At 39.7% G+C, this 17,303-nt stretch carries 17 protein-coding genes; 3 read left to right on the top strand and 14 right to left on the bottom strand.

The genetic code is table 11. From position 1 onward, the window contains the following. Positions 1-71 precede the first annotated feature (71 nt). Positions 72-1,553, top strand: coding sequence for a DUF3943 domain-containing protein (locus GGR21_RS16445; protein ID WP_246348098.1), 1,482 nt, complete (start codon positions 72-74; stop codon positions 1,551-1,553). On the opposite strand, the gene GGR21_RS16440 is transcribed toward GGR21_RS16445, so the two are convergent. Both GGR21_RS16440 and GGR21_RS16435 read right to left on the bottom strand, forming a co-directional pair. Beyond that, positions 1,550-2,812: a hemolysin family protein gene (locus tag GGR21_RS16440; RefSeq protein WP_183308328.1), complete on the bottom strand. Its 1,263-nt coding sequence runs from the start codon at positions 2,810-2,812 to the stop codon at positions 1,550-1,552. The two genes, GGR21_RS16445 and GGR21_RS16440, sit on opposite strands and share 4 nt — an antisense overlap. A 279-nt stretch (positions 2,813-3,091) precedes the next feature. Beyond that, the gene (locus tag GGR21_RS16435) at positions 3,092-3,340 is read right to left on the bottom strand and encodes a hypothetical protein (protein WP_183308327.1); all 249 of its coding nucleotides are present in this window, start codon (positions 3,338-3,340) and stop codon (positions 3,092-3,094) included. Between the two features lie 244 nt (positions 3,341-3,584). On the opposite strand from GGR21_RS16435, the gene GGR21_RS16430 reads away from it, so the two are divergent. Further along, entirely contained in the window at positions 3,585-4,082 is a 498-nt protein-coding gene (locus GGR21_RS16430; protein ID WP_183308326.1) for an OmpH family outer membrane protein, read from the top strand. A 76-nt stretch (positions 4,083-4,158) separates the two neighbouring features. Here GGR21_RS16430 and GGR21_RS16425 read toward each other — a convergent pair whose 3' ends face one another. The 4 genes from GGR21_RS16425 to GGR21_RS16410 all read right to left on the bottom strand — a co-directional run bounded on the left by GGR21_RS16425 (position 4,159) and on the right by GGR21_RS16410 (position 6,966). Continuing rightward, positions 4,159-5,100, bottom strand: a complete 942-nt coding sequence (locus tag GGR21_RS16425) for a hydrogen peroxide-inducible genes activator (protein ID WP_183308325.1) — start codon at positions 5,098-5,100, stop codon at positions 4,159-4,161. Positions 5,101-5,117: 17 nt separating this feature from the next. Continuing rightward, on the bottom strand, positions 5,118-5,786 hold the full coding sequence (locus tag GGR21_RS16420; RefSeq protein WP_183308324.1) for a YggS family pyridoxal phosphate-dependent enzyme: 669 nt from the start codon (positions 5,784-5,786) through the stop codon (positions 5,118-5,120). A 29-nt stretch (positions 5,787-5,815) separates the two neighbouring features. Beyond that, entirely contained in the window at positions 5,816-6,271 is a 456-nt protein-coding gene (locus tag GGR21_RS16415; protein WP_183308323.1) for a DUF4494 domain-containing protein, read from the bottom strand. Between the two features lie 161 nt (positions 6,272-6,432). Then, positions 6,433-6,966, bottom strand: a complete 534-nt coding sequence (locus tag GGR21_RS16410) for an RNA polymerase sigma factor (RefSeq protein WP_183308322.1) — start codon at positions 6,964-6,966, stop codon at positions 6,433-6,435. A 373-nt stretch (positions 6,967-7,339) separates the two neighbouring features. On the opposite strand from GGR21_RS16410, the gene htpG reads away from it, so the two are divergent. Continuing rightward, a complete protein-coding gene (htpG, locus tag GGR21_RS16405; RefSeq protein ID WP_183308321.1) occupies positions 7,340-9,229 on the top strand; it encodes a molecular chaperone HtpG in 1,890 nt (629 codons plus the stop codon). Between the two features lie 86 nt (positions 9,230-9,315). Here htpG and GGR21_RS16400 read toward each other — a convergent pair whose 3' ends face one another. The 8 genes from GGR21_RS16400 to GGR21_RS16365 form a co-directional block, all read right to left on the bottom strand. Next, positions 9,316-9,756 carry a hypothetical protein gene (locus tag GGR21_RS16400; RefSeq protein WP_183308320.1) on the bottom strand — a complete coding sequence of 147 codons (441 nt, stop codon included), beginning with the start codon at positions 9,754-9,756 and terminating at the stop codon, positions 9,316-9,318. Between the two features lie 105 nt (positions 9,757-9,861). Further along, positions 9,862-10,842, bottom strand: a complete 981-nt coding sequence (gene pfkA / locus GGR21_RS16395; RefSeq protein WP_183308319.1) for a 6-phosphofructokinase — start codon at positions 10,840-10,842, stop codon at positions 9,862-9,864. A gap of 99 nt (positions 10,843-10,941) precedes the next feature. Next, a complete protein-coding gene (locus tag GGR21_RS16390; RefSeq protein ID WP_183308318.1) occupies positions 10,942-11,817 on the bottom strand; it encodes a 4-hydroxy-3-methylbut-2-enyl diphosphate reductase in 876 nt (291 codons plus the stop codon). Next, positions 11,817-12,509 carry a (d)CMP kinase gene (cmk, locus tag GGR21_RS16385; protein ID WP_183308317.1) on the bottom strand — a complete coding sequence of 231 codons (693 nt, stop codon included), beginning with the start codon at positions 12,507-12,509 and terminating at the stop codon, positions 11,817-11,819. The genes GGR21_RS16390 and cmk overlap by 1 nt, the downstream gene beginning before the upstream one ends. Before the next feature lie 466 nt (positions 12,510-12,975). Further along, a complete protein-coding gene (locus GGR21_RS16380; protein WP_183308316.1) occupies positions 12,976-13,860 on the bottom strand; it encodes a hypothetical protein in 885 nt (294 codons plus the stop codon). Beyond that, positions 13,850-14,743 carry a hypothetical protein gene (locus tag GGR21_RS16375; protein ID WP_221233027.1) on the bottom strand — a complete coding sequence of 298 codons (894 nt, stop codon included), beginning with the start codon at positions 14,741-14,743 and terminating at the stop codon, positions 13,850-13,852. Before GGR21_RS16375 ends, GGR21_RS16380 begins: the two co-directional genes overlap by 11 nt. A gap of 8 nt (positions 14,744-14,751) precedes the next feature. Continuing rightward, positions 14,752-15,678, bottom strand: coding sequence for a hypothetical protein (locus GGR21_RS16370; protein WP_183308314.1), 927 nt, complete (start codon positions 15,676-15,678; stop codon positions 14,752-14,754). 236 nt (positions 15,679-15,914) lie between these two features. Beyond that, positions 15,915-16,916: a hypothetical protein gene (locus tag GGR21_RS16365; RefSeq protein ID WP_183308313.1), complete on the bottom strand. Its 1,002-nt coding sequence runs from the start codon at positions 16,914-16,916 to the stop codon at positions 15,915-15,917. Between the last annotated feature and the right edge of the window lie 387 nt (positions 16,917-17,303).

Genomic DNA, 17,303 nt, shown 5'->3' with positions numbered 1-17,303 from the left:
CCGAATGTTTGCATAAAGCCCGGGGGTTCCTTTATTTTTGCCTGTACAGGTATTAGAAAATTATATATTCGATGATAAAAAAAAATATACTTATTGCTATATTTATGATACCAGGTATAATTCCTGTCTTTTCACAAATTGCAATAAGGAATCAGGTAAGAACCCCACAGCCTGCCGACTCCATTGATATAGCTTATTATTCAAAGAAAAAATGGTTTCAGGCAGGAATTACGGCCTTCACTGTAAACATGGGAGTATGGGCTTTCGACCGTTATATACAAAAAGCCCATTATGCCTACATCGATGGGGGCACAATAAGAGCAAACTTCAGGAAAGGCTTTATATGGGACAATGACAATATGGCCGTGAATATGTTCCTGCATCCTTATCATGGTAACCTGTATTTTAATTCGGGGCGGGCTAACGGGCTCAATTACTGGGAATCGGGACTGGTTGCACTGGGCGGTAGCGCTATGTGGGAACTGTTTATGGAATCGGAATATCCTTCGACGAATGATATCATTGCCACTCCGATCGGAGGAATGGCTCTGGGCGAGGTCTTGTATCGCACATCAGACCTTGTGTTGGATGACCGCCGGACGGGCTGGTCACGCTTTGGGCAGGAACTTTCGGGATTCCTGATTTCGCCTATGCGCGGACTTACCCGCATTGTAAACGGCGATGCCTGGCGCAAAAGACCCACATCGGGAAAACAATTCGGTGTGCCCGACGTCAGTGTAGACATTTCAATGGGGATAAGAGCTCTTGAACTGAAAGACGGAATATTCGACCAGGGGGTTGGTTTTGCCACTACGATAAGTGTTGAATATGGTGACCGCTTTGAGGCTGAGACAAACAAACCGTTTGACTATTTTACATTCAGAGCTAATATCAATGGGCAAGGATCACAACCGATATTAAGTCAGATGAATATCATGGGGCGCCTCTACTCCGCCGAATTAGTTGATAATTCAACAGATTTTCTCAGTATCGGGGTATATCAGCATTACGATTTTTATGATTCGGACACAATTTCGGATGTATCCAATAAAATACCATACAAGTTCAGCACTCCTGCATCTGCAGGTATAGGACTGATACATAAAAGCAAGCGTTTTTCGAACTGGGATTTCAATTCTTCCGCTCATTTTAATGCCATAATTTTAGGAACAGCACAGAGTGACCACTACCGCCTCAAAAACCGTAATTACAACCTTGGAAGCGGATTCGGATGGAAGCTTGGAGCTAGCATTTCATATAAAGATAAGGTAAGTGTCTCAAGTAGTTACGATGGATATCGCATTTTTACATGGAAAGGCTATGACAAAGATATAGACTGGAACACAATAGACGAACGCACCCTGGATGCGCAAGGCGACAGGTCGCAGGCAATACTTCATGCCATTTCGCTGCGCATAGATGTGAAACTGAAGAAGCATTGGTACCTGACAGGAATAGGCTATAATTATACCCGGGATACCAATTACAAATATCACGATGATATTTTTTCCAAAACATCCGAAGGACGCCTTATGGTTACTTATAAGTTTTAAAGTAGTTTGACGAGCAATTTATCGATGCGTGTACCGTCCATATCCACTATTTCAATAGAGAAACCGTTCCACTCTATTTGTTCGCCGGCCTTGGGAATATGCTCCAATACGTCGAGAACGAGGCCGCTAATGGTGTTATATTCGTATTTATTATACAAATCTCCTTTTTTAAAGTAGGTGAGGAAATTATAAAAAGATATTTGTCCGTCCACAAGGCAACTTCCATCCTGACGCTGTACGATCTCAGGCTCTTCGTGCGGATCGAGAATAGTTCCCACCAGTCCTTCCAGAATATCTTTAAGTGAAACAAGTCCTCTGACCGTACCGAATTCGTCGCACACAAGCGCATATTGCAGATGCTTCGACTTCATTTCTTCCAAAGCGCTGTACACCTCCATGTTTTCGTAAAAGAAATGAACAGGGCGCACATATTTTCGTATATCAAAGTCAGGCTGCATCAACCGTCCGAACAGGTCTTTCAGATGAACAACACCTTCTATATTGTCAAGGCTTTTAGTTCCTACCGGATACTTATCAAACGGGTTATTCCTCACAATCTCCATTATTTCTTCAGCAGACATATCCGTATCTATCCATATCAATTCGCTGCGGTTTGTCATTATCGATTCCAGATCTCTGTCGCCAAGAGTAAATACACGCTCTACGATAGCTTGCTCTACAGCCTGCACCTCACCACCTTCGGCACCTTCTTTTACCATCGACTTTATTTCCTCTTCGGTTACCTTCGAACCATTTCCCTTGATACCTAGCAGACGGAATATCAGAGCCGAACTTTTCGACAAAATCCAGACAAAAGGGGATGCTATGATAGATAACCAGTGCATAGGACGGGCTATTATTTTCGCAACTTTTTCGGCGGCACTCATCCCAATACGTTTTGGCACAAGCTCTCCGAAGATGATTGTGAAATACGTTACCAGAATAACGATGGTAGCCTGAGATACACGAAAAGTATATGCTTCAGGAACTCCAAGTTTCAACAAAAATACCGAAAAATCATCAGCCAGTACACTTCCCGAATAAAGACCTGTAAGTATCCCTATCAGGGTGATCCCCACCTGAACAGTAGAGAGAAAACGGTCGGGTTGATCAGACAGGCTCAATGCCGCCCGCGCAAGTTTGTTTCCATGTTTAGCTTCAGTAGTAAGGCTTGATTTCCGTGCCGATATGACGGCTATTTCCGACATGGCAAAGATGCCATTCAATAAGATAAGGGCAACTACAATAATGATTTCCATATATCTTCAATAATTAAGAATGTAAAGATATTCGCATGAAACGTTCTATCCAAATAAAATTAGAACAACAAAGTCTAAACAAATCTGAATTTTATTGAAAAATCACATAAATGCCTCTCTGATATTAATTATACATAAATATCGGGAGAACAGATAAGTATTGTATTTAACATTTTAGAAAGAATTGTATATTTAGTGCAAATCAGTAATTGGGATCATTATGATTGTAATGAATAATCGTTCTATTATTTTTTACTACGCGCAATCAAAGATTGCTTGTCATTCTTTTGGCCAAAGCCCCAAAAGAATGCAAAAATGCTTTGGTGGCTCATCCTGCGTGCGACCCGTTACAGACTTACGGGCTAAATGGAAAGATTGTCCTGCGGACGCTTTCCATTTCACGCCCCTTTCGTCTGACGGGTGCCCCGCACTTCGGACTAATGCCACCGGGCAAAGCCACGACAAGGCAGAGTAATTCTTGTCTGCGCATTGCGATTCCGGCATCATGTCCGCAGAAGGGGTACCCACCCTGTGAAAGCAGCGTGAAACGGGGTGCTGTCTGAGCCGTAGGCGAGTTCAGCCCGTTTAGCTGCTGAGCAGATGGTGGGTCTGCGAGGACTGTAGCCTTGATTTTTTGCAACTTTTTTATCAAGAAAAAAGTTGAGAAAACAAGCCGATAGGCGCGCTAGTATAATAGAACGATTAAAGCAAACTATTAAAACATGAACAATATACATTTATTATTACTAATTATTTACCTAAAACGAAACTTATGAGAACTTTACTTTTATTATTATTTGTACTGCCTACATTTGTTGTCGCACAAAACAAACTGGCTTATGTAAATGTGGAAGAGGTGTTTTCGAAAATGCCGGAACTGAAAGATGTGGAGTCCAAGATTGCCGTAAAAAGTGAATCTGTAAAGAAAAATATAGACACGATGGAGGCCGAATATGAAACAAAGAGCAATGAATACGAAAAAATGTCGAAAGAGGGAATGACTGAAGCCATTGCCGCCGACAAACAAAAAGAACTTCTGGATCTACAAAACAGATACCGCCTGTTTGTGCAAAACAGCCAGCAGGAGATGGAAAAAGAACGCAGGACATTACTGGCTCCTCTCGAAGAAAAACTAATGAAAGCAATAAAGGAGGTCGGTGATGAGAACGGATATTCTTTTATTTTCAATTCGGGAGCAATATTGCATGCCGGCTCTGACACATTCGATGCCAATCCCCAGCTGAAAACAAAGCTTGGAATAACTAACTGATACGTTTCATTTTCAATACAAGCACAAAAAAGCTCTTCACAATGAAGAGCTTTTTTAGATATATAACCGTATTTACTTAAATATCTATTATAAATTTTTTCAGTTCGGGATTTAATAACGCCTGTGGTACAGATTGTTTCACCTCTGACATAATAATATCAAGAACTCTTTCCCGCAAAAATTCTCGGCGGGTAACCAGACTGATCTCCCTGACTGGTGAAATACCTTTCAACGGACGGATATTACGTTTTTGTTTTTCGGTCAGTTCTTCTATCGCCATTTCGGGAATAATGGTCAGGCCGCTGTTATTGTCAACGATGTTTATCAATGTGTTAATACTACCAGCTTCGTAAGAGAACAGCGAGTGTGAACTTTTCCGTTTCCGCATATTACAGATCCTTAATATCTGTCCCCGGAAACAGTGTACTTCTTCGAGCAACCACAAGCGGTTTATATTCAGATCGTCTTCTTCCAGTTCTTTTTTGGCATATAAAGAAGTTTCACGAGGCGATACATACGCATAGAAACGCTCGTAATAGATCGGATGCTCCGTTATCTTCTCATTTTTCAGGGGAGTTGCCAGTATCGCACCATCAAGAGCGCCATTCATCAATTTCTCCACTATTTGCGCTGTTGTAGTTTCTTCTATCACCAGCACGATGTCGTATCCGTTTTCGTCATGGGCCTTCATCAGTTTCGGCAAGAGGTAAGGAGCGATAGTAGGTATAATCCCCAGCTTGAAGACACCCTGTACAATGCCTTTTTCTTCCTGGATAATTTCCTTTATCTGCTTTACCTGCGATACTATAACCCTGGCCTGATTGATAATTTGCGTTCCGATAACTGTTGGTTGCACGGGTAGTTGGCTCCGGTCGAATATTTTCACACCCAGTTCATCTTCCAACTTTTGGATCATCATACTCAAAGTAGGCTGGGTTACGAATGACGCCTCAGCCGCTTTAGCAAAGTGACGGTGATTGTCCACTGCTATAATATATTCCAACTGTTGTATATTCATACCTTTAATATTTAGTGTTAATATTCTCTGTTTCCGAATATGGAAGATCCTACGCGTATCATTGTGGAACCTTCTTCTATGGCTATCAGATAATCATCTGACATACCCATCGATAGTTCATGAAAATTGTGATCATCGGAGAAATAAGTATTTCTCATTTCATCAAAAAAGTATTTCAGGTTCCTGAATTCTTTTCTTACCTGTTCCTGATCGTCTGTAAAAGTGGCCATGCCCATCAGGCCTGTTATCCTGGCATATTTATAATCTTTCCACTGGCCACTGGATAAAAACTGCCGGCAAGCGTCGAACGAAAACCCATACTTTTCATCTTCCTGTGCAATGTGAATCTCTAAAAGACAACGCACTGTCTTGTTTATCGCAGAAGATTGTTTTTCTATTTCCGACAATAGCCTGATACTATCTACACTATGTATAGTGTGTACATACGGCACTATCGTTTTCACCTTATTTGTCTGCAAATGCCCTATAAAATGCCATTCGATATCACCGGGTAGTATGACATGCTTTTGGTCTATCTCCTGCATCCTGCTTTCTCCGAATATGCGTTGACCTACGTTATAGGCTTCCAGAATAGCTTCATTTCTATGAAACTTAGAAACGGCAACCAGTTTCACACCGTCGGGCAGGTTCTTTTTAATAGCATTTAAATTATCAGCAATACTCACTAGTAAATTATGACCTCCTTAATATATGTTTATGTAAGAATGACTTTTTTCTTTTCATCTTCCGAATATGGGAACACGTCCATAATCGGGCTTTCTGTCAATGAGGCTATAGCATAGTCGGCAAGCGTTCCTTCCATGCCTTTTTCCACGACTTTCAGCGCTTCTTTAATATCTGAAGCCTGAGCCAGCATTTGTGCGGCTGTTTTCTTTTCTGTGCCGCTCTTTTCATCCAGCGTGATGAACATTACTTTTGCTTTAAAGAAGCGGTCTCCGTTATCGTTGAAGAATAATTCCGATAGTTTGGCGCGTTTAATGTCAGCTATTGTAAATTCTCCTGATATATAAGGCCTGATTTCTTCTGTTATACGGGCTTCGGCTTCGGTAAAAGACAAAGCATCTACAAGATAAGGTTCTGTTACTTTTTTTTGCATTCCGTTCTCTAGTGTTTTTTCGTAACTAACCTTGCATTCAAACCAATTATGCATATAATTTTCCTTATTATTTTTATCTATAATTTATCCATACAAATATAATAAATTTAATTCACAGCGTCTATTCAATTATAAAAAAACTCTATCGATATACAAAAAAGGCCTGCAAATACATGCAGGCCTTTTCATATTATTTCCGCTCTAATAAATCAATTCTATACCCTGTCCTGATATTTGTAATCGGCAAGCATTTGCTGAAGGCGTTTGCGGGCAAAGAATATACGGCTCTTAACTGTGCCTATAGGCAAACTAAGGCGTTGTGCTATTTCTTCATATTTGTAGCCGGACACATGCATACTGAATGGTACTTTGTACTCGTCAGTGAAACTATTCATTACCTTCATTATTTCGGCTACAGTGTATGCGCCCTCAGGTGTATCGAAACCCGAATCCTGTGGCATATTCAGATGATAGAGATTTTCTGTCTGGTCTATCATTGTCTGGCTACGAACCACACGGCGATAATTGTTCACAAAAATATTGTGCATGATAGTAAACACCCACCCCTTGAAATTAACATTTTCATAATATTTTTCTTTATTATCAAGAGCTCTGAGGGTAGTTTCCTGTATCAAATCTTTTGCCTCTTCCCTATTTGAGGTAAGGGTAAGAGCAAAATTCATCATATTATTCTGCAAGTCTATCAACTTGTCTTCAAATCCTTTGGTGTTGTTATCTAGTGCTGCCATTTCTTTATAGTTTTTAAATTAGTGCATATGGCTCAAATTAGTACAACAAGTTTTTAAATAACGCTTTATTTATATGTCTTTGTTGCTTGACAGATCAAAGTTATATACTTTTTCCAGTTCCAAAACAAAAAAATATCTTATAAAAAAATAAGGATGTTAAAATAAGCATTTATCGGAATTAAAGCATTAGTAATCAAACTATTACACTTACAAAAAAAAGCTTTATGCTTAATAAATATTTTCTATCAGAAGAGAAAGTATATTAATTATACTTCTTTGGGTCGGTCAATTTGGCATGAACAGTTCATTTGGCACTCAATTTGTCTTCCTGTATTACAAAGAAACAAATAAATATTAAAAGAACAAATAAAATATGGAACAAAAAGGAAAAATTGGTGTAACAACGGAGAATATTTTCCCTATTATCAAGAAATTTTTATATAGTGACCATGAAATATTTCTCCGCGAATTGGTATCTAATGCAGTAGATGCAACACAGAAACTAAAAACATTTTCATCGCTGGGCGATTTTAAAGGAGAATTGGGTGACCTCGCTGTCAGGGTAACACTGGATAAGGACAAGGGTACTCTCACCATATCTGACAGAGGGATAGGTATGACAAGCGAGGAGATAGACAAATATATCAATCAGATCGCCTTTTCGTCGGCAAACGAATTTCTCGATAAATACAAGAATGACGCTAACGCAATAATCGGACACTTCGGACTTGGATTCTACTCTTCATTTATGGTTTCCAAGAAAGTAGAAATCGTGACCAAGTCTTATAAAGAAGGAGCCGAAGCTGTGAAATGGAGTTGCGACGGTTCGCCGGAATATACAATAGAACCGGTAGAAAAAGAAGACAGAGGAACCGATATTATATTATATATAGACGACGAGAATAAAAATTTCCTCGAAAAAGGAGAGATAGACCGCCTGCTGAAGAAATATTGCCGCTTCCTCCCTACCCCTGTTGTATTCGGGAAAAAGACCGAATGGAAGGACGGAAAATCGGTCGACACCGACGAAGATAATGTAATAAACGATACTACTCCCCTCTGGACACGCAAGCCCGCTGATCTGAATGATGAAGACTATAAGAAATTTTATCAGGAGCTTTATCCGCTTTCAGACGAGCCTATGTTCTGGATACACCTGAATGTGGATTATCCGTTCAAACTGACAGGGGTACTTTACTTCCCTAAGATAAAAAGTAATATAGACCTCAACCGCAACAAAATACAGCTTTACAGCAACCAGGTTTTCGTTACCGATTCGGTGGAAGGAATCGTACCTGAATTTTTAACATTGATGCACGGTGTACTCGATTCCCCGGATATTCCGCTGAACGTATCGCGCTCTTATCTGCAAAGTGACCAGAATGTGAAGAAGATATCGAACCACATCACTAAAAAGGTGGCTGACAGGCTGGAAGAGATATTTAAAAACGACCGTGGCCAGTTTGAAGATAAGTGGGACAGCCTGAAAGTATTCATCGAATACGGTATGCTGACTGATGATAAATTCTATGAGCGTGCCCAGAAATTCTGCCTGCTGAAAAACACTGATGGTAAGGCTTTCACTTTCGAGGAATACAAAACGCTCATATCTCCGGATCAGACAGACAAAGATGGCAACCTTATATATTTGTATGCCAACAATAAAGACGAGCAGTACTCATACATTGGCACAGCTAAGGATAAAGGTTATGATGTCTTACTTTTTGACGGACAACTCGATGTACATATGGCCAGTTTCCTGGAGCAGAAATTTGAGAAGAGCCGCTTTATCCGTGTCGACAGTGATACAGTAGAGAACCTGATACAAAAAGAAGACTCGAAAGAAGTAAAACTGACCGACAAGCAGAAAGAAGAACTGAACGAAGCATTTACTTCTCAAATACCTAAAATAGATAAGACTGAATTTACTGTCGATTATAAAGCTCTGGATGAAAATGCACAGCCTATACAGATCACCCAGAATGAATTCATGCGCCGGATGAAAGAAATGTCGGCCATGCAGGCAGGAATGGCATTCTACGGTGAAATGCCGGACAATTATAATCTTGTATTGAATGTGGAGCATCCATTGATCAAGAAGATTATGACTGATGTTGACGGCAAAGACAAAGAAGCGGTGGCTGCCTATGCCGGAGAAAGTAAGGACATTCGCCAGCTGGTAGACCTCGCATTACTGGCAAATGGTATGCTGAAAGGTGAGGCTTTGAATAAGTTCATCAAACGGAATATGGATAATATTTAACAAAATAAGTTACATATCACATAAAAAGAGAGGCTGAATTTTACAGATTCAGCCTCTCTTTATTTATAAACAGGTTCATCTTTATATTATTCTACCTTTTGGTAATAACAGGTTTCTTTTTTGTCATCTTTTAAATTATATTCTGTTATGAGAAATGCCCCTTCTATATACGCATCATCTGGATGATGGTTTAATATTTCATATTTGCTTTCTAGCGAAATATCATCTATCAGACCTGATTCTTTAAACCGGACAGTCCTTACAATATGGACACGATCATCCTTTACAGTATATACTGATCCTTCCAAAGTATACTCAGCATAATACACTTTCTCTTCAATCCCATATTCGTTGCATGCATAAGCCTTTCCTCCCCTGGTAAATCTAATACAATAAGGCATACCGTTTAATGATTTCCAAACGCCAACAATAGCATGATCTTCCACAGGTTCTTCCTGATCTTCATCATCATTACTACAACTTAACAATAACGGCAAAATTAAAAATAAGGTAATTAGTTTTTTCATAGCATTATACGATAATTGATATTCCAAAGATAATAATAAAATACTCTTCCAATAAAAAAAGGGAAGCTTATATAGGCTTCCCTTTCCGATATTCTATTTTATCTGTTATATCGACAATATCCTCAAAGTATCCACAAGATTCTGCTGGATAGGCTTGTTCTTTTTAATCGCTTTAGAGAATGGCACATATACGATTTCATCGTTCTGGATACCAATCATCACATTGCGCTGGCCGTCGAGCAGGGCATCTATTGCCGCAGCACCCATCCGGCTTGCCAGAATGCGGTCGTTGGCTGTCGGAGAGCCTCCACGCTGAACATGCCCGAGAATAGTCACTCGCACGTCGTACTGAGGATACTCCGTCTTCACACGCTCGGCCATTGCCATAGCACCACCCGTTATATCGCCTTCGGTAACTAGCACAAGGCTACTATTTTTACTTTTGCGGAACCCGTTCGATATAAGGTCGGCCAACTGGTCCTGCTGCATCATCATTTCAGGGATAATGGCGGCTTCTGCTCCGGAAGCTATAGCTCCGTTAAGAGCGAGAAAACCACATTCACGTCCCATTACCTCGATAAAGAACAGACGCTCATGGGAACTGGCAGTATCACGGATTTTATCCACAGCCTGCATTATCGTATTTAGTGCTGTATCGTAACCAATGGTAAGATCGGTACCCAAAAGGTCATTATCGATAGTACCCGGCAATCCTACAATCGGAAAATTGAATTCCTGCGCAAATATACGCGCACCAGTAAGCGATCCGTCCCCTCCGATAACAACCATTGCATCTATACCTTCTCTTTGCAAGGCTTCGTAAGCTATCTGCCGTCCTTCGGGAGTCTGAAATTCTTTACTGCGCGCTGTTTTCAGGACAGTTCCACCCTGATGGATGATGTTGCTGACGCTATTCGTCTTGAAAGGGACGATCTCATCGAAGATCAGACCTTTGTAACCGCGCATAATACCTTTTACCTCGATTCCGTTGAAAATAGCGGCGCGGGTAACAGCACGGATAGCGGCATTCATCCCCGGGGCATCACCTCCGGATGTTAAAACTCCAATACACTTAATATTAGCCATAACTTACCTAATTTTATTCTATAACTATGCCTTTTGTGAAATCCAGTGCAAAAGTAAGAATAAAATAATTGATAAAGTTAAATTTTAAAAGCATTTTGGTTAATTTAACCCTAATCGGATTTCATTTATTTTAGCTTCTACTTCTTCCATTTGCCACTTTGGTGTAGAAGTAGCACCGCAAATACCAATAGATGCTGTTTTACTTACTACTTCGGGGTTTATGTCGGACGGGGTGGTTATAAAATATGAATTCGGATTATACTTTTTACACTCGGCATAAAGAACTTTTCCGTTCGAGCTTTTTTCTCCTGCCACAAAGAAAATTATATCATTTTTCAATGCAAATTCTTTGATATTAGGAATACGGTTTGAAACCTGGCGGCAAATGGTATCGAAAAACTCAAACTTAGCGTCGCCCTGCATACGGCTCTGTATAATATCTATTATCTCCTGGAATCCGTCAAGGGGTTTGGTTGTCTGAGAGAACAGGCAGATATTTTTTGTAAAATCAAGTTTATCGAGGTCTTCTTTCTTTTCTATGACTGTAGCACTCGAATCGGTTTGTCCCAGCAATCCGTTTACTTCGGCATGGCCGTTTTTCCCGTAAATTACAATTTGTGTATTATTGTTCTTTTCGTCGTTATATTTGTTGTGTATCTTTTTTTGCAGACGGAGTACCACCGGACACGAGGCATCGATGATCTCGATATTGTTTTCCTTTGCTGTCTGGTATGTGGATGGCGGCTCACCATGTGCCCGCAACAAAACCCGGGCATTCTTCAGTTTGGCGAATTCTTCGTGATTGATGGTTTTCAATCCCAGCTTTTCCAGCCTGTCTACCTCCAGATTGTTGTGTACAATATCGCCCAGACAGTAGAGAGTTCCTCCCTTGGCCAGTTCTTCCTCGGCCTTCTTTATGGCATTTACGACTCCGAAACAGAAGCCTGACTTTTCGTCTATCTCTATATTACTCATTAGTTTGTAGTTATTTGTTTGAACTTATCTATCAACCATTTCAGTTGTTCGTCAATGGTCATATATGTGTTGTCCAACAGGATTGCATCACCGGCCTGTTTCAACGGGCTTTCCTTCCGCGTCTGATCCTGATGATCCCTGTTCTTTATATTTTCAAGTACTTCTTCGAAAGTGGTTTTATCATCGCCTTTCGAACGTAATTCGTCAAACCTCCGTTTGGCTCTTATTTCGGGATCGGCCGTAACGAATATTTTCATTTCTGCATGGGGAAATACTACCGTACCAATATCGCGACCGTCCATTACTATCCCTTTGGCTTTGCCCATTTCCTGCTGTAAGGCGACCATGGCATGACGCACAAAAGGGATAGCGCTTACTTCGCTCACTCTCGACGATACTTCCATAGTACGAATGGCAGATTCTACGATCGTTCCGTTTAAATAGGTATCAGGCAATCCTGTCTCTTTATTTATACGAAATTCTACCTTTATACCGTTTATTTCATTTTGTAATCGTTCTTTATCCAATTTACCGCCTTCAAATAAATTATTCTGAATACAATATAAAGTAACAGCCCTGTACATGGCTCCACTGTCTATATAAATATAACCTATCTTTTTAGCAAGGCTTTTAGCCATAGTACTCTTACCATTTGACGAAAAGCCGTCGATCGCGATCACAATTTTTTTCATGCTTTAAGTTTAAACGTACGGTGTAGATAAATGTTTAGCTTATCAGTTATAAATAATATTAATCTTAGAGCCTGTTTAAATTTTAGCGAAATTTTTATTATAGGTCCATACAAATAATTGACTCCGTCGATTCTTCGAATTCTTAGTAACTTTTTTCTGCTCTTTTAGCGTCTTTTTTATATTTTACTCGCTGGTTTAGCCCGCTAAACCAGCGAGTAAAATATAAAAAATCCATCTAAATGTTGCTATAAAAAAGATTTGCTATAAAATTTAAACAGACTCTTAATCCTGCAAAGATAGTTGAAAAACAAATAACAGCCGATAATTATTGGGGATGGATGATAGAAGATGTGGCTGACAGGCCTCTATATGGTGAAAATATTATTCTCAACAGAAAAAATAAGAAAAACCCCTTGCAAAATATTTTCACAAGAGGTCATTCCTTTAAAAATATAATAATTAAACACTACTCTCCCGGGGACGTCCTGTCTTCATAGTACTGATATGAAATTATCGACCGTGTAACAAAATTATTCAGGGTGTTATTTGTTCCGCGAGCTCCGATATAGAGAGCCTGCCCACCCGAATTCATACTGTTGCGACGCTTATAGGCAATGTGTATTTTTTGTTCCGACAGGGGCATATTCTCCAGCACAAAATGTAATGTTTCGACCTGAAACACCTCGGTATTGTTATAACTTTCATAAACAAGCCTCCCTATACGGGAATCCATAATCAGGCCATTGGCAAAGACAGCTCCTGAATAGGATATCCAGCCCGAAGTATAGTTGTTCCTGTATTCTTTCAGTGCGATAGTTTGGACAGTAATAACAATCCTGTTCTTTACATGAGCGGGAGTTATATTAAAGAAATCGCCCAATTGAATCCAACCTGTATTATCGGAAGAAAAGGCTATACCACTGTTTATAGGTATAGACCTAGACTCTATCAGCGAATACTTGTTTTCCATAGCCAACGGAATGGTTATTACTGTCCACACGGGTTTCAGTTCTGCGTTCAGCACCAGAAATTGTCCGTTAACATCTCCTTGCGGAACTGTCAGGCTTGTCCATCTCACTCCGTTATTGATACAGGTCTCCCCTCCGTTTGTATGATTGTATACCAGCATAGCTTCTACATGCCGCGATAAAGGAGTGGCCAATGTATATGACGGAAGGCTCATTCTGGGTAACAACAGACCTCTTGCAGAAGTGCCGTCTACAAATTCTTTCATATCCAGTAATGCATCTGCTACAGGCTCCAATCCCGAACCTATAGTGACCTGCCCTCTTATGGCCACTGAAAACAGGGTAAAGACTCCTAACACAATAGTAAATCCTTTATTTTTCATAATACTGATAGGATAAGGATGTTGATCCGGGCATGCTTGCGCTCAAAGATTTGCCTATATATAAAGACGGGACAGTAGTATTGCTGTTGCGACGGATAAAAGCGATCTGAATAGTATTCACCCCTATCGGAAGGTTCTCGATAATGAAGAACAATGTCTCAGACTTGGATAACTCGTTATTATTTCCCGATGATCTCAATGTGCCCACACGTACACCTTTCAACAGTTTATTTATGAACACTCCCCCGGCATACGACGTCCAGCCCGAAGCACTGTATACTGACTGTAATATAGTGGTCTGGACAAATAGAATGGTCCTGTTATTCGCCTTCTTTACCGTAATTTGAAACGGATCGGCAATTGTCTTCCATGAGCTTGTCATAATGCTGTTTTCTGTATACATTCCGGCGCCCGAATTAGTAGTAAACTCGGCTCCGGTATTCTGGCTGTACGCCCCCACTTCTATCAATGAAAATTCTTCTGTTTGCACCTCAGGAATAAAAACGGTCGTCCATTTTGGCACCAGCGTTTGTTTGTCCAGCATCAGAAATTGTCCTTCCGATCCACCTTCGGGAACCTGCACCAACGCCCATTTACTCCCGTCATTCCTGTATAATCCGGTCGGAATCAGCCCATTTGTTACGGTATTATACACAATAGCGCCCTCTATATGCATCGTCAAAGGATGGGGGTCGGTTACAGATTTCAACTCTACTCTTGGCAACAATAATCCTTTTGATGCTAAGTTTCCCGATTCTTTCAGATCGAGCAGGGCATTCTCGTCGGGTTCGTCCGGTGAACCGATTGTTACCTGAGCTTTCGCACAGGTAGCCAAACTCAGCGAAAGGATGAGCCCCATTAATTTATAATTTATCAAAGTCATTATAGTAATTAAAATATTTCGGATGTGGGATCTTCGTAGTATTGGTAATATATTGATGGTCTCGCCATAAAATTATTCAGGTTTGTAACGTTAGCCGAAGGTTTGCCTATACTTATATAAGTTTGGCCAGCACTGCTGTTAACCCTTGTCACCGCCACACTTATCTCTTGTTTATTTGCAGACAGGTTTTCAACAACCATATGCAACAAGATGGTTTCGAAAGTATTGGATCCCGTGTTAGAATAAGATAATTGCCCCATATTGACCGACTTCAGCAAATTGTTTACAAATATTCCTCCGGCATACGACACCCACCCGTTCGCTGTACCGCTTTTTTGCACTGTGGTTTGTACCGTTATAAACAGCCGGTTCTTCTTATATTTGGGAGTTATGGAAAATGACGGGCCCAGTTTAACCCATTTACTATTTAAAGGATAATCGATAGTTGTTGTTGATATACCATTATTTGTGCTGAAGTCTGCCCCTCCTTCATATATGTATATACTCGAATTCATCAGGATAAAGTTATCATCTTTTATATCGGGAACATTCAATGTTACCCATTTAGGCTGCAAATTCTCAGACAAAGAGAGAACCTGTCCCGGTGTCCCGTCAGGCAAATCCATCCTTACCCACTTTGACCCGTCATTGAAATATAGGCCGGGAGTGACTTCTGTATTAGAATTTTTATTATATACGATCATCCCGGCCACATGTTTTGTTAACGGGTAGCTACCCGCAACTGAATTAAGGGAAACCCTGGGCAACAACAGCCCTTTGGTCGATCTTCCGCTCTCCTGCTCCTTTAGGTCGAGGATTGCATCAATATCCGGTTCTATCCCAGAACCGATAGTTACCTGCGCACACAGAGGCAAATAAGCAAAGACAACAAAAAAAATTACTGTACAATTTTGTAATATGTTAAACCTTTTCATTTTCACTTTAATAGTTCTATTAAATCTGCATCAGGAATTATTATTTATTTCCGATGCAAACCTATTAAAACTACTATCGGCTTTCGGTACAGATATTGTCTATTTGACTGTTGCCCCCTTTCTATTTTTACCATCCGGTGAAACATTACACTCTTAAATCGAATCTGAATACAATATGTTCCTCCTTTTATGCTTCACAGATTGCCAGACAGATGAAAAAAGCTTTTATGCAATTCTTACGCACTTATAAAGCTGCACAATGAATTTATCTCCATTCTCTGTTCCTGAAAGAATTTATACCGCTGCATTTCGCCTCCGTGCGTTATCAGTATCGAGTATCTCTTCAGCGAGTCTATCCATTCATTATGAGTCTGGCATACCTTATTACTCTGGGAATCTATCCCACTGATTCCATACAGATTCAGGTGCGCATAAGAATGTACATCATAATTCAGCAATATATATGAAGCATCGATATTGATATTAGACAGATACAGCAATATATCTGCTCCGGTATTATATGTTCCCGATATGGTAAGCAATTCCATCTCTGTCAATAGCTGATTCAATTCACTCTTTATATTTTGTATATCATCTTCATCTATGAGGTTGAGAGTATGAAAATAATTTATTTCTCTGATAAAAGATGAGAAAATATCCTGATTCAGTATTATACTGGCACTCTTGATATTACGGGCTTCCTGTACAAATGTTCTTTGGGCGGCGACCGCTTCTTTCGAAATTTCCATTTCCCTGAAAGGCAATGAATATAGTTTCTTTACCTGATATGCCCATTTGAAAAGTTTAAACTTCGCCAGGTTCTCATATCGCAGATAAAAGAAATAAGGAAGGCTATTGAAAGCACACTTTAGTTTTGCCCCAGACCTTCTGTTTGCTCTTTTAAAAAGATTAATATATTCTTCGAGCCGCCTCACATAGTTCCGGTTAATATCATCTGTTTCCACCAGATTGAGGTCAAAGATCGCCCTCTCATTACTTTTAACTCCTATTATATTATCTATCGAGAAGCCTAAAGAAAGAGAAATTTTAGCCACTTCTTCGAATGTAAAACGGACTTCGCCCCTGAGACGCCTGTAGATTGCCTCTTTGCCCAAGCAAAGAATATCGGCCAGTATGGAAACTATTTTGTCTTTTTCTATTTTAGTTAACGTTATATCTTTTTCGCTTAATGATGTCTTTATTGTTTCTATTAGATCTTCATGTACATTTGTTCTCATTTCTTAATTATTGATTATATGTTAATTCCCTTTGTTTACTAGACCTGACAAATAAGAATGATTAAAAAAATGGAGAAAAGAGATTCTTTTTATTATCTCAATATTATAAACAGACAGAATTCCTTATATCTCTTCAGTAAAAAGACATTCTTTTTATAAATGTAAAACTATAGCTAACTTTATAATATAAATAGCTATTTTGAGTGTATTATCGCCCCTGATATTTTCTATTTACAGTATCAAAAAAATACGAGCATCTATAATAGATATAAAATTAACAGAAGGGCATTTTTTGGATTTACAGATACAAGATCGACTCTCAATCGGTCTCATTCCCTAAAAAAAAAACAATTTCAGATAAAAAAAAGAATACCTGCCTGACACAAT

The organism is Dysgonomonas hofstadii (assembly GCF_014196915.1).
In the GTDB taxonomy this organism is placed as follows: Bacteria; Bacteroidota; Bacteroidia; order Bacteroidales; family Dysgonomonadaceae; genus Dysgonomonas; species Dysgonomonas hofstadii.
The sequence above is the reverse complement of the archived record's forward strand: the minus strand, read 5'-3'. Positions and strand labels throughout refer to the sequence as shown.

What these genes read in the sequence shown, in the direction of transcription:
- GGR21_RS16445 (WP_246348098.1), top strand. Translation starts at nt 72, where the DNA reads ATGATAAAAAAAAATATACTTATTGCTATATTTATGATACCAGGTATA.
- GGR21_RS16440 (WP_183308328.1), bottom strand. Translation starts at nt 2,812, where the DNA reads ATGGAAATCATTATTGTAGTTGCCCTTATCTTATTGAATGGCATCTTT.
- GGR21_RS16430 (WP_183308326.1), top strand. Translation starts at nt 3,585, where the DNA reads ATGAGAACTTTACTTTTATTATTATTTGTACTGCCTACATTTGTTGTC.
- GGR21_RS16425 (WP_183308325.1), bottom strand. Translation starts at nt 5,100, where the DNA reads ATGAATATACAACAGTTGGAATATATTATAGCAGTGGACAATCACCGT.
- GGR21_RS16415 (WP_183308323.1), bottom strand. Translation starts at nt 6,271, where the DNA reads ATGCATAATTGGTTTGAATGCAAGGTTAGTTACGAAAAAACACTAGAG.
- GGR21_RS16410 (WP_183308322.1), bottom strand. Translation starts at nt 6,966, where the DNA reads ATGGCAGCACTAGATAACAACACCAAAGGATTTGAAGACAAGTTGATA.
- htpG (WP_183308321.1), top strand. Translation starts at nt 7,340, where the DNA reads ATGGAACAAAAAGGAAAAATTGGTGTAACAACGGAGAATATTTTCCCT.
- GGR21_RS16400 (WP_183308320.1), bottom strand. Translation starts at nt 9,756, where the DNA reads ATGAAAAAACTAATTACCTTATTTTTAATTTTGCCGTTATTGTTAAGT.
- pfkA (WP_183308319.1), bottom strand. Translation starts at nt 10,842, where the DNA reads ATGGCTAATATTAAGTGTATTGGAGTTTTAACATCCGGAGGTGATGCC.
- GGR21_RS16390 (WP_183308318.1), bottom strand. Translation starts at nt 11,817, where the DNA reads ATGAGTAATATAGAGATAGACGAAAAGTCAGGCTTCTGTTTCGGAGTC.
- cmk (WP_183308317.1), bottom strand. Translation starts at nt 12,509, where the DNA reads ATGAAAAAAATTGTGATCGCGATCGACGGCTTTTCGTCAAATGGTAAG.
- GGR21_RS16380 (WP_183308316.1), bottom strand. Translation starts at nt 13,860, where the DNA reads ATGAAAAATAAAGGATTTACTATTGTGTTAGGAGTCTTTACCCTGTTT.
- GGR21_RS16375 (WP_221233027.1), bottom strand. Translation starts at nt 14,743, where the DNA reads ATGACTTTGATAAATTATAAATTAATGGGGCTCATCCTTTCGCTGAGT.
- GGR21_RS16370 (WP_183308314.1), bottom strand. Translation starts at nt 15,678, where the DNA reads ATGAAAAGGTTTAACATATTACAAAATTGTACAGTAATTTTTTTTGTT.
- GGR21_RS16365 (WP_183308313.1), bottom strand. Translation starts at nt 16,916, where the DNA reads ATGAGAACAAATGTACATGAAGATCTAATAGAAACAATAAAGACATCA.